Source organism: Lentilactobacillus sp., from assembly GCF_040773105.1.
Lineage (GTDB): Bacteria > Bacillota > Bacilli > Lactobacillales > Lactobacillaceae > Lentilactobacillus > Lentilactobacillus parabuchneri.
Genome location: NZ_JAXGWW010000049.1, coordinates 1 through 12,452 on the forward strand (window position 1 = coordinate 1; position 12,452 = coordinate 12,452).

General features: G+C 43.0%; 9 protein-coding genes and 1 pseudogene. 4 read left to right on the forward strand and 6 right to left on the reverse strand.

Annotated features, from left to right (window positions below; translation table 11 throughout):
• Positions 1-116 precede the first annotated feature (116 nt).
• Positions 117-1,550: an NADP-dependent phosphogluconate dehydrogenase gene (gene gndA, locus AB3112_RS04160; RefSeq protein WP_057909014.1), complete on the reverse strand. Its 1,434-nt coding sequence runs from the start codon at positions 1,548-1,550 to the stop codon at positions 117-119.
• A 325-nt stretch (positions 1,551-1,875) separates the two neighbouring features.
• The gene (gene zwf, locus AB3112_RS04165) at positions 1,876-3,354 is read right to left on the reverse strand and encodes a glucose-6-phosphate dehydrogenase (RefSeq protein ID WP_057909013.1); all 1,479 of its coding nucleotides are present in this window, start codon (positions 3,352-3,354) and stop codon (positions 1,876-1,878) included.
• 278 nt (positions 3,355-3,632) lie between these two features.
• Here zwf and AB3112_RS04170 point away from each other — a divergent pair, with 278 nt between their 5' ends.
• The 3 genes from AB3112_RS04170 (at position 3,633) to AB3112_RS04180 (ending at position 6,381) form a co-directional block, all read left to right on the forward strand.
• Positions 3,633-4,364: an Ig-like domain-containing protein gene (locus AB3112_RS04170; RefSeq protein ID WP_367333999.1), complete on the forward strand. Its 732-nt coding sequence runs from the start codon at positions 3,633-3,635 to the stop codon at positions 4,362-4,364.
• Positions 4,365-4,501: 137 nt separating this feature from the next.
• Positions 4,502-5,113 carry a sugar O-acetyltransferase gene (locus AB3112_RS04175; protein WP_084974094.1) on the forward strand — a complete coding sequence of 204 codons (612 nt, stop codon included), beginning with the start codon at positions 4,502-4,504 and terminating at the stop codon, positions 5,111-5,113.
• Positions 5,114-5,205: 92 nt separating this feature from the next.
• A complete protein-coding gene (locus AB3112_RS04180; protein ID WP_057909010.1) occupies positions 5,206-6,381 on the forward strand; it encodes an MFS transporter in 1,176 nt (391 codons plus the stop codon).
• A 73-nt stretch (positions 6,382-6,454) separates the two neighbouring features.
• On the opposite strand, the gene nrdI is transcribed toward AB3112_RS04180, so the two are convergent.
• The 3 genes from nrdI to AB3112_RS04195 all read right to left on the reverse strand — a co-directional run bounded on the left by nrdI (position 6,455) and on the right by AB3112_RS04195 (position 11,591).
• Complete coding sequence (gene nrdI, locus AB3112_RS04185; RefSeq protein WP_084974096.1) at positions 6,455-6,904, reverse strand: class Ib ribonucleoside-diphosphate reductase assembly flavoprotein NrdI; 450 nt, start codon at positions 6,902-6,904, stop codon at positions 6,455-6,457.
• Positions 6,905-6,994: 90 nt separating this feature from the next.
• A complete protein-coding gene (locus AB3112_RS04190; RefSeq protein WP_367334000.1) occupies positions 6,995-10,096 on the reverse strand; it encodes a YfhO family protein in 3,102 nt (1,033 codons plus the stop codon).
• A 106-nt stretch (positions 10,097-10,202) separates the two neighbouring features.
• Positions 10,203-11,591 (reverse strand): hemolysin family protein, encoded by a 1,389-nt coding sequence (locus AB3112_RS04195; RefSeq protein ID WP_084998273.1) that lies wholly within the window; start codon positions 11,589-11,591, stop codon positions 10,203-10,205.
• A gap of 203 nt (positions 11,592-11,794) precedes the next feature.
• On the opposite strand from AB3112_RS04195, the gene AB3112_RS04200 reads away from it, so the two are divergent.
• Positions 11,795-12,160 (forward strand): hypothetical protein, encoded by a 366-nt coding sequence (locus tag AB3112_RS04200; protein ID WP_057909006.1) that lies wholly within the window; start codon positions 11,795-11,797, stop codon positions 12,158-12,160.
• 127 nt (positions 12,161-12,287) lie between these two features.
• Here AB3112_RS04200 and AB3112_RS04205 read toward each other — a convergent pair.
• Positions 12,288-12,452 (reverse strand): annotated as a pseudogene (locus AB3112_RS04205) (AEC family transporter); the annotation flags it as partial.

Below are 12,452 nucleotides of genomic sequence, written 5' to 3' on the forward strand. Positions count from 1 at the left end.
GCTCCGATAAAACTGATCCATTATGAATAAGTCAAAAAAAACATCGATGAAAAAGAACCGTTCATCAATGATTTTTCTAACTTATGCTCCGGGATCAACCCGGGTTTCGTCGCTCACTATTGTTCTTCATACCAAGTATAATGGAAGCTTCCTGGGCGGTCTACACGTTCGTACGTGTGGGCACCGAAGTAGTCACGTTGTGCTTGGAGCAAGTTTGCTGGGACAACTTCTGAACGATATGAATCGTAGTATGATACGGCTGCGGCCAATGATGGTACTGGGACGCCGGCCTTTGTTGCCAATGCGACAACGTCACGTGCTGATTCTTGATACTTCTTGCAGATGTCAGTGAAGTAAGGATCCAACAGCAAGTTTTGCAACTCTGGATTCTTATCATAGGCATCCGTAATGTTTTGCAGGAATCGAGCACGAATGATACATCCGGCGCGCCAAATCTTGGCCATTTCACCTAACTTAATGTTCCAGTCATATTGATCTGAAGCAGCCTTTAATTGGTCAAATCCTTGAGCGTAACTCATAACCTTACCAAAGTAGAGGGCTTCACGAACCTTTTCAACAATTTCTTTCTTGTCGAAATCAATGTCAGCTTTAGGCTTTGGAAGAACTTTAGATGCAGCAACCCGGTCCTTCTTGAACATTGAAATGAATCGTGCGTAAACGGCTTCAGTGATAACTGATTGATCGATCCCAATTTCAAGGGCATCTTGTGAGCTCCACTTACCAGTTCCTTTGTTGGCACCACGGTCCAAAATCATATCAACGATTGGCTTGCTCTTATCGTCACCAATATCATCTTTATGAGTCAAAATATCAGCAGTGATTTCGATTAAGTAACTGTCGAGTTCACCCTTGTTCCAATCCTTGAAGATGTCAGCTAATTCATCAACTGAGTAGCCGGCAAGGTTTCTTAAAATGTTGTAACTTTCGTCAATTAACTCTTCATCACCATATTCGATTCCGTTGTGGACCATCTTAACATAGTGACCAGCACCATTAGGGCCGATGTAAGTGACACATGGCTCGCCGTCAGCAGGTGCCTTTGCGGCAATCTTGGTTAAAATGGGTTCAACCAAATCATAAGCTTCTTTTTGACCACCTGGCATCAGTGATGGGCCTTGAAGGGCACCTAATTCACCACCGGAAACACCCATGCCGATAAAGTTGATACCGGACTTATCCAACTTGGCATTTCGAGCCATTGTATCGTGGAAGTTTGTGTTACCACCATCGATAAGGACATCGCCCTTATCAAGGAGTGGCAGTAATTCGTCAATGACAGCGTCAGTTGGCTTTCCAGCTTTAACCATCAAGATGATTCGACGAGGTGTTTCAAGTGAGTTCACAAAATCTTCAATCTTGTAACTTGGAACCAACTTCTTGTCGCCGTGATCCTTCATAACTTCTTCGGTCTTTGCGCCAGTTCTGTTGAAAATACCAACAGTGTAACCGCGACTTTCAATGTTAAGGGCTAAGTTCTTGCCCATAACAGCCATACCTACAACACCGATGTTTGCTTTTTGATCAGACATTTCAAAACCATCCTTTTCTTTTAAGAATTACTACACGCTTAGTGTACCATCTCACAAGAAGAAAGTGAAACAAAAACCTGTTAGAACGGTAAACTTAATTCCTTGAAAAAGAGATTGTGAAAATGAATCGTCATTTTTTAGGAAACGCTTTCACACTGTGAAAGCGGGATCGCCTGAATCCTTGTCAATTAGAAAGAGGGTTCTAAAGAAATTGACAACAAATATTTTCAGCAAAATGGTAATTATTTTCAAAAATAACCAGCGGATCATGCAATAAAAAAACTGGCCAAAGCAGTTTGCTTTGACCAGTTTTGAGGATGGGAACCTATTTATTTAATTTAAATACCCATTCACGGTGATCACGGGCAAGTAACTCATCAGCAGATACTGGACCCATTGAGCCAGGAATGTAGTTAGGGAACATTGGTTGTTGAATATCCCATACACGGCGGATTTGATCAACAAACTTCCATGCGTTGGCAACTTCTGGCCAGCTGGCAAAGTTTGTCCCGTCACCCTTTAAAACGTCGTGGATTAAACGTTCGTAAGGCTGTGGAGTTTCCTTGGTTCTCTTTGAATCTTCAAGGTATTGCAACTGAACGGGTTCAGTGTGGAATCCTTGTTCGCTGTTCTTAGCGTTGACCATCAGTGAGAAGCCTTGGTTAGGCTCAATGAAGATGGTTAAAACGTTGGCGTTCAGTGGGGTGCTGCCGCTTTGTGGGAAGGCGAAGATATCAACCAACGGCTTCTTAAAGACAACGTCAACACGGGTAAACTTATCAGCCAGCTTCTTACCAGTTCTGATGTAGAATGGTGTGCCTGACCAACGATAGTTATCAAACATTAATTTACCGGCAACGAAGGTTTCAGTGTTTGAATCCTTTGGAACACCGTCTTCTTCACGGTATTCTTTGTCGTTACCAACGGCAGCGTATTGGCCGCGGACAAAGTTGCTTGATGCTTCAGCAACGTTGTAAACACGGAGACTACGTAATGCCTTAACTTTTTCAGCACGGATATCGGTATCCTTAAAGGCAACCGGTTGTTCCATTGCCAGCAAACTGACAATCTGCATAATGTGGTTTTGAACCATATCACGCAAAGCACCTGAGTTGTCGTAGTAACCGGCACGTTCTTCAACACCAAGCTTTTCAGCCAGGGTAACTTGAATATTGTCGATATAACGGTTGTTCCACAGGGCTTCGAAAATTGTGTTTCCAAAACGAATTGCTTCGATGTTTTGGATCATTTCCTTACCTAAGTAGTGGTCAATTCGGAAAATTTGGTTTTCTTCAAACGCAGCACTTAAATCGTCATTCAATTGTTTTGCGGATTCGAAATCACGTCCGAATGGCTTTTCAATGACAAGGCGGTTAAATCCATTGCCTTCTGAAAGAAGGTGCTGTGCTTTGAGGTTCTTGGCAACTGTTCCGAAGAAGTTGGGTGCCATTGAAATGTAGAATACACGATTCCCATTCAATTGGTACTTCTTGTCCAGTTCATTTGCTTTATCTTTTAAAACAGAATAGTGTTCAAGATCAGTTACATCATGAGTCACAAAGTAGAAATGGCTCACAAAATCAGCAATTTGCTTTTTATTGGTAGATTCCTTAGAAACGGATTTTGAAACCATCTCACGGAACTTTTCATCATCAAACTTGTAACGGGAAGTCCCAATCACAGCAAAGTGATCGCGGATGTTTCCCTTCTCGAAAAGCTTTAACATTGCAGGATAAAGTTTACGAGTGGCAAGGTCACCAGTTGCTCCAAAGAGCATAATCAAAGAACGTCTTTCAGTTGGCAAAATGTTCACTCCTATCAAAAAATTAACTAAGTAATTTGGTATATGTCTATACCAGTTCTTCCACATTATATAACACATAAGAGTCTAACAAAAGCGAATTACAAATGTAAATGAATAAAATTTACAGGCATATCGTTTTCATAATTGGACAGCTAAATTGTATGACTATTCCGTGACACCTTTCTTAAGAAAAGCATAAATGAATGCCGTTTTGTCGGCTTTTATAGCGATAATCATTTATAATAAGTCTTGCAAAATAAAGATTAGGAGCAATACTAATGAAGAAATTTAAGTTTATCGCGTTCTTCGCTGTCCTGGCATCATTTTTAATCGGGTTCAGTGTCAACGCATCCGCAAGTTCTCCGTCACTATCAGTCAATAATGTTTACACCACATCAAAGGCGGTTACCGGTACTGCTACCAAAGGTGTGTCAATTATCGTTCGGAACACCAACAAAACAACCATTGCCAGCACGAAAGCTGACAGTACGACCGGTAAATTCAGTGCTGAACTGCACACAAGCGTTAAAGCCAACCAAAAGCTTTACGTTTATGCCCGCAAATCAGCAACGTCATACTTCTATCGAATTATGACTGTGAAGACACCAAAGTCTGCCACAACTACAACGACAACAACTTCAAGCAGTTCAAAATCTTCAAGCAGCAAGATCAAGATTTCTGAACCAACTGGTCGTTGGCAATCTGGTAACAACAACGGTTATAGCGTTGTGACCAACTTCAGCCAAAAGAGCGGCTTAAACCAAGGCCTCTACAAGAACGGTAAATTCCAAAAGAAATTAATTAATTGGGCAAGTTACAAGGTAACCACCTACAGCAAGACGTTCTGGGGAATCACTTACCGCGAACGCGGCGCTAAGACTTACCACAAGTTCTATTTGAGATTTACTGACAACACACACTTCATGATTGTCAACAAAGCCAACCATGCAATCAAAGTGCAGTATGGCAACACACCACTTCACTATTATAAGTTTGCTTTGGTAAAATAAATTTGATGATTAGACAGCTGGTGTAAAAGGTCGATTGACTTTTTACACCGGTTTTTTTTGCCGTCAAAGCCCCCGCGAATCAGGGGCTAAATATGATATGATAAATTGAGATTGTTTGACGTTTGGGAGGCGTGACGATGGATGAAACACAACGAATGTTGGCAGGAAAGTTGACGGATCCCAGAGACCCGGTACTTATGAAACGACAGCACCTGGCTCACCGTTTATCGAAGATGTATAGTGATACTTTTGACGATGAACATGAAAGGCGTGCCGAGATTCTTCGGCAGTTGTTGCCCAATGCTTCTGAGCATATCTATTTTCAAGGACCAATCTTTTTTGACTATGGGGATCATACGACCATTGGTGAGCACTTTTATGGCAATACCAACATTACGGTACTGGATACCGGCCGAGTCACAATTGGCGATAATGTCATGTTTGGGCCTAATGTGACGTTGGTGACACCGATGCACCCGCTCAAATATCAAGACCGCAATTTTGTCGCTGATAATTCGCTGCCGGGGAAAGAATACGCCAAGCCAATTACGATTGAAAGCAACTGTTGGCTTGCCAGCAACGTCACAGTGATTGGTGGGGTGACCATTGGAAATGGCAGCGTGATTGGTGCCGGCAGCGTTGTTACACGAGATATTCCGGCCAATTCGTTGGCAGTGGGCAATCCGTGCAAAGTGATTCGGCAAATAACTGATCAAGACGACATCCGATTGAAAAAAGAATTGTTTTAGATTATCTTTGATAACAATGTTGTTTTGGCCGATAGTATGCGAAAATAGTGCTAGAGGAATTTTGGATAACTCATTAAGAAGGGACTGATTAATTGATTAAACAACGAAGTGAAATTCGATTTAACTCCGTCATTGTGTATTCCCTGGTCTTAAACGCCGGTGCGGCATTCATGTGGCCGTTGGTAACGGTTTATCTGCACAACTATTTACATAAAACGTTGACCCTCGCAGGGCTGACGTTGTTGGCAATGTCATGTTTTATGATGTTGGGGAACTACCTTGGCGGCTATCTGTTTGATCACTGGTCTCCGTACAAGACAACGATTATCAGTGCGTTGATTTCAACTTCTGCGATCGTCACGTTAATCTTTTTCCATGGATGGCCGATATTTTCAATTATGCTGCTATTTGTGGGCTTCGGCGACGGTGCTTGTATGACGTTGCTGAATTCTTATGCGGCCAGCATTAAGACCCGTTCGACCAGATCGATATTTAACGTTTTGTACATTGGTCAAAACGTCGGGATTGTGATTGGGACACTGATGGTCGGTTTTTTACTCAAGCATGGTGTCACCTTGGTCTTTATTGCGACCTCGGTCTTTTATGCAGCACTGATGATCATTACGATAATCGAATTCAATGTCAAAGTTGATCGCAGGGCACCTAGCAAGCCAGTTACACCTGGCGCGCCAGTAGAAACAAATGTCGGTGGGATGATCCTCTCGATTTGTGGTGTCGTCCTTGCAGTTTACCTAGCATACGCACTTTGGGAGAGCGTGATTCCCGTTCACATGACTAACCTTCATATCCCATTTGAAAACTATAGCCTGCTGTGGACTTTAAATGGCCTGATGATCGTGATCGGCCAGCCATTTGTGAATCGAATTGGGACTCATTTTAAGTTGAGTACGCAAACCTATGTCGGTGTGTTCATCTTTGCCGCATCATTTATCTGGCTGATTTTTGCCCGTGACTATTCAGCGTTTGTGATGGTCATGGTCGTCACGACCATTGGTGAGATGATCGGTTTCCCTGGAATTCCGGCTTGGATTGACAGCCTGTCAACACCGCAACAGCGGGGCAAGTTCCAAGGCCTCTACAACCTGTTTATGTCCTGTGGGCGAGCGGTAGGACCACTGATTGGTGGAATTGTGCTGGATTATGCTTCATACCGGGAGCTGTTCTCACTTGCTGCTGGATTGATTATTATATTTGCGGTCATTCTTTGGGCGATGAATAAACGCCGAGTGCTGATGATGACAAAATAACATTTGTTAACTAAATAAGGGAGCTGAAACAAAACACGCGTTTTGTTTCAGCTCCCTATTTGTTTAATGCGAATTAGCTTTCGGCTAATAACTTGTAAATTCGTTCCACGTCTCGGCCTGTTCCTCGCAACTCGTAGTCCGCTAGAAATGGGACGTTAAATTGGGAGGCGTAGCGTTTGGCAGTTAAACAATACTGTTCGTTAAAGTTTTTGTTACCGCTGCCGATGATGCCGTGGCAAAGCTCAGCGTTCTTGTCATAGGCAATGTATTCGCCCAAGGCGTTGGTCATCAGCTCCGTCACGCCATTATCAATTCCGTTGCCACCGTTCAAATAGGTGGGAACAAACGCAAAGTATGGGTCGCTTTCATTGGCAAAATCAGTCTGCTCACTGATTTCTTTAGACTCAACCAGTGGGTTTGCGGGGTCTTGATCGTGCATGCCGGTTGCGTAGCTGGCAAGATTTTTAACAAATGAGCGGGTATTTCCCTCAATGGAAATAAATAAGATTTTAATCGGACTCAAAATGGGCCTCCTATATGGTTTGATGATGATCTGTGATTTCTTAACTACTTATCACTCTACCGATTGTCGGCGGTGGAAGCAACCTCAATTTTACTTTTTCATGTGGCCGTGTTTGGGTTCGGCTTTTTTGGGGATGAATCTTGTGAATAGCCCAAAGCCAATTAAGATGATGAAGACGAGCCAACTGACGGCTGAGATGAGCTTGCCGACCTTAATTCCCGGTGTGGTGTAGTTGAGCTTGATTTGGTGGGTTCCAGCAGGCAGGTTCGCCCCGACAAAGCCCTTATTGACGACAAATGTTTTGGTAGACTGGCCATCAATGGTTAACTTCCAGCCAGTTGAATATGGAATGGAGGTCACCATCGTGGTTGAGTTGACGTTGCTGGTGGTACCGCTGACATGATTGCCGTTAACCTTTAAATTGGCAGGCTTTGTTGCCTTGAGCTTTTGCATCTGGGTGTCATAGGACTTCCCGTATGGCATCGCAATCAGCTTGGCTGACTTGAACTTGATGTTTTTAACCTGGTTGAATTTGAGGTCGATGTTCTTCCGTTGATGCGTGGAGTAGCCTAAGTTCAAAACGATGCTGTGAATCTGCCGATAATTGGATAGGTTGTTGTTATCGTATTGGTTGTAACCATTTTGATAATCCTTGGCAAATGCGCTAAACATATAGCCGCCAAAAGTTGGCTTTAGAATACTTTGTCTGTAGGTGTCCATCTTACCCATTCTGGAATACAGCTTATTTTGTAATAGGAACTGGTTAGCCATCCACTGTCGGCGTTGAGCAGGTGTGCCGTCTTGTTGCTGGATGCCAGAGAGTACCAAGAACAATTCAGTGTTCTTAGTCTTTTTTGGCTGCTTAACGTGAAGGGTGTAATCAATTGGGTTACCGGTGACGTCAGACGTCATTTCTTGAAGACCATTGATGTTCTTGTAATGGTTGCTTTCAATAATTGACCGGTTGGTAGCCAAAAGATCCTTTGTCCGCTGTAAGTTAGCACCCAAGCTGACTTGTTCGTGGGGTTGGTCAACCAACTTATCGGAGTTGGATTTGTTGATAATTCCCAGACGATATTTGGTCAATTGACGGCCGTTGTAGACGATTTTCGACGTGTCCATTTTAACTTGGTAACCGATATTTTTACTTGGTGAGGTGTATTTCAGTGGGTGGGTATTTTCCTTGTCTGAGTTGACCACTGCGCCTTGGGTCATGACGCGTTCACGGTCAACTTTGCTCAATTGATTATAGGTAGTGGGTGAAACTGTCTTTGATTGGGTATAGATCAACGGTAGGGCATCGTTTGACTTGTAAACAGTGGTGCCATACATATTTTCAATTGCCTGAACGGCGTTAGTCCGAGCCTTGGCAGGAAAGACCTTAATGTCGCCATTCTTATCACGAACGGGCTTATACCCGTATGGCATGACTGGCGGATTCTTAGTGTTGGCCTTGGCAAACATATATTTAACCCCAAGCAGGTTATTAAAGGCAGTTCGATAATCTCCCTGAGCAATTGGCGTATTCATCGAAAATTGGCTGTTGCCAACGGATTGAGAGAATTTACCAAGATAGCCGTTTTGAAGGGTGAGGTAAACAGATGTGTCGTTTAAGCCACTGTTAATTGGAAAGTCGGTATTAGTATTTGAGTAATTGGCAAGGTTTTGAATGTGGGTATTGTAATGGTACTTCGGCCCCATTGAGACTCGGAAAAATCCAGGCAACTTATCCAAATACTTTTGAGCACCGTTAAAGTAATCCTGACTAAAACGAGTTGCTAAGCCACGGTTTAACTGTTGCAGTGCCAGCTTACTTGAGTGGGGACTGTAAATGCCGATGATATTGGCTGATATGTTCAGCAAAAAGATCGCTGAAATCAATGTGAGTTTGGTTGCTTGAGACCAGTTGAAGATTAGGCTACCCAGAACCGCAATCAGGGTTAACAATAAGAATCCATAAACCACAAAGTCATGGGGCTGCAGATCCATTAAGAAGCCGCCCAAAATCCAGACCAACGTAATTAAGCCAATTGAAGCTCCTGCAAACCAGGCCACGTCGTTTTTCGTAAAGCTGCCAATGTGGTCAACGAAGATCATGGTTGCGAAGCTAAACAGGATCGTAACCAGAAAGACCCACCGGTTTGAAGGCGTCGAAATGGCGTTCATAACCGCGCCGACGGCTGGTAGCAGACTCCCCACCAACATGGTGATTAACGCCACGTTGGGCCAGAAGTAACGCTTAAAGTGCCGCAGCATGTAGACCAGTCCCAGAAACGACAATCCGGAAATGCCAATCACCAACCAGAAATTCATTGCGCGCCCCGTTGGCAGAATAGCGCTTGGAATATCCAGGTAATATTGCAATGGGAAGAGCGTCATCCCGTTGGCAAAGTTGTCAGTAATTCGCGTTGATCCGGTTGCCAAGATAATGGTCGGAATGAAAACAATTGCTGCCATACCGAGTCCGATAACCGCCGAAATTATCAGTTTACCAAATGAAATGAGCGGCTCAAAATTTGGCCGTTTCCACATGCTGAGCATTCTGATGATCACGTAAGCAACAGAGCCTAAGCCCAAAATCCAGGCAAAATAAAAGTTACTTAAGAATACCAAAAAGACAGCAAAGATCAGCGGCAACCACGACTTATTGTGAAGAACGCGGTCAATTCCGTAACAGAGTAGTGGATAAAAAATCAACGGTAGAATAAAGAATGGGTGGTGCAGTGCAGTTGCTAAGGCGTAACCGCTAAATGCATATGCGATCGCCCCAATCACCCGGCTGATTTTCTTGAAATGGTAGCTGGATGAAAAAAGCATGAATGCCAAGCCAGAGAAATACATCCGCAAAAATACCAGGAATGCGAAGACATTTTCAATTTGACTCTTTGGAAATAACACCACCAGGTAATTAAACGGATCGCCAATGACGTAATAGGCGAGGTTGGTCAATTGATCCGACCCCAGACTGATGTTCCAAGCCCAGTGGGTAAAGCCACCACTCGGATTTTTCAAAAAGGAAACAATCATGTGCCTGAGCTGAAGTAAGATGGGGTAATGCTGAGCCATTCCGTCCAGTTCCCAAATCATTGATCGTCCTGTTAAGAATAAGCAACCGACTAAAACACAAATCAAAGCGGTGAATAACACCGTATATGTGATCCAAGCTGGTGTTTTTTGCCATAGCTTTTTCACTTGTTGGATCCTCCTTAAATCTTTATAACGTTAAACTTGTCCTAATATGTAAAAAGACTGTTTCCAAAACAAATGTCTTGTCACAGTCTTATTGAAGTTTCAAAAATTAATTTGATGAATCGTCTTGATCGTCATCATTTTGAGGGACCGCTTTGTGCTTGGTCACCTCGAACCAATTGATGAACGAATTTTCGTAATCAACGATTTTAAAATCAAAGTTTTCAAAGGAAATCACATCGCCGGCCTTGATGGCGGGATAATTGTCCAAGAAGTATCCGGCCAACGTCACGGCATCAGAATTAGTGAATTCTGGGAAGTCAGCGTCAAAGTAGCGCTCAAAATCATGAGTGGTTAACTTACCGTTGACTTGGAAAGTCCCGTTTGGCTGTTTGAAGATATAATCGGTAATTGATGGGTCGATTTCATCTCGAACAGTCCCAAACAACTCTTCATAAATATCTTTATCAGTGATAATTCCAGAGGTACCACCATATTCGTCAACAACTACAACGATTGGGGTTCGCTTCTTAATCATCTGATGGAGCACATCAGTGATTGGCGTCATTTCTGGCGTCGTTGAAATGTCCCGAAGCAAGCGATCAATCTTGATGGTGGGGTCGACTTGTGATTGGCGAATCAAGTCGTAATTATAGACATACCCAAGGATCTTATCCTTATCATTATCAGCGACAACCGGAATTCGGCTGAACTTCTGTTGCAGGTAGACTTGAACGGCTTCCTTCACAGTGGTGGTGATATCAATGACCACCAGTTGGGTTCGGTCAATCATGATGTCTTTGGCAACCTTGTCGTTTAACTGGAAGGCTCGCTGCATGTACAAATAGTCGTTTTGTTCCAAGGCACCGCTCTTGACGGCATTTCTTGAAAGATTGAGAATTTCAGCCTGTGAGAACGACTCATCATTTTCATTAGCTACCTTCAGGCCCATCATCTTAACGATTCCGTTAGCTGAAATGTTGAGCAGCCATACGAACGGGTAAAAGATCACGTGAAAATAGTGCAATGGTGTGCTGATAAACGACAACACTTGCATGGGCATATCAATACTGATGTTTTTAGGGACGATTTCAGTTAAAACAACTTCCAAATACGTCAGAATGATAATTCCAAGCACGGCCCCGACTGCATGGGCGGCTGTCGGATCGATTGGAGAATTGTGAATCTCCATGACGTCCACTAGAATCGTTACCACAAAAGACTCACCAAGATAACCTAAAATAATTCCCGCAAGGCTGACACCAACTTGAGTCGTTGAGAGATATTCATTTAAGTTGGTGACCATGTGAATTTCCCGGTTCAGCTTTTTGCTTCCCTTGGAATTTTTACCCTTAGCTTCTTCAAGATTTTTCTTTCTTTCCTCAAGGGCACTGGCACGAGTTTGAACTAATGCAAATTCGCTGGCCACAAAGAATGCCGCAAAGAAAAACGTTACTATAACAATAATTAGATTAGTCAGTATCTGGCTATCGTCCAAAATTCAATTCCTCATTTCAAAAATGGTCTAGAGTTAAAAAATAACCTGAATCTGTAAACTTCAGATTACAACTAATTATACGCCGGTACAAGAGATTTTTTAAGTCATTTGAAATTATTCGTCCATTCAGCGGGCTTTTTTCTTAACTTTTCATGCAAATCAGTGCTAGCATTAAGGTAGATCAAAATAAAGGGGATGTTATCATGGCTGAGAAGGTAAGAGAAAGTGCTGCCGAAAAGAAAGCCGATGCTGAAGAGCGAGATAATGATAAAGACCTCAAATACACCGACGAACAAATTAAAAAAGCAGTTGATCTGATTAATGAAAAGGGTTATGTCACCAAAAAAGATATTCCAGAAATGGATGACGATGACTGGTCAAAGGGATTCGCTCAAAAAATTGATGGCGTATTTAAGAACAGTGACAAAGATCCTTACATCTATTATGAAAAATTCGACTATGCTGGTGGCGACATTGACACAATCATTTGGAACATGGATGTGCTTAAGACTCGTGACGAAGCTTTAAAGAAGCTGGCAGAAGTCTTGGATGAAAAGATTGTCCGTTAATCCTCAGACAGTTGAACATTGGCGATCAAACAATCCAGTTAAGATTGCGGCGTTGCCAAGAATAAACAGGGTAAAAGACGACCACTTTGGTGGTTGGTCTTTTACCCTGTTTTTTGATTGATTTATTTTAAAGTGCCATCATCAGCGCAAATACCAGTGGAATCGTCGCCAAACTCAAAATCGTCGACAGGCTCATCAGTGCGACTGCCGGACTGGTATCACCATAGGCCTGCAGCGTGAATAAAACGACTAATCCTGCTGCGGGGCAAGCTGCCATGAGGACGGTTGTATA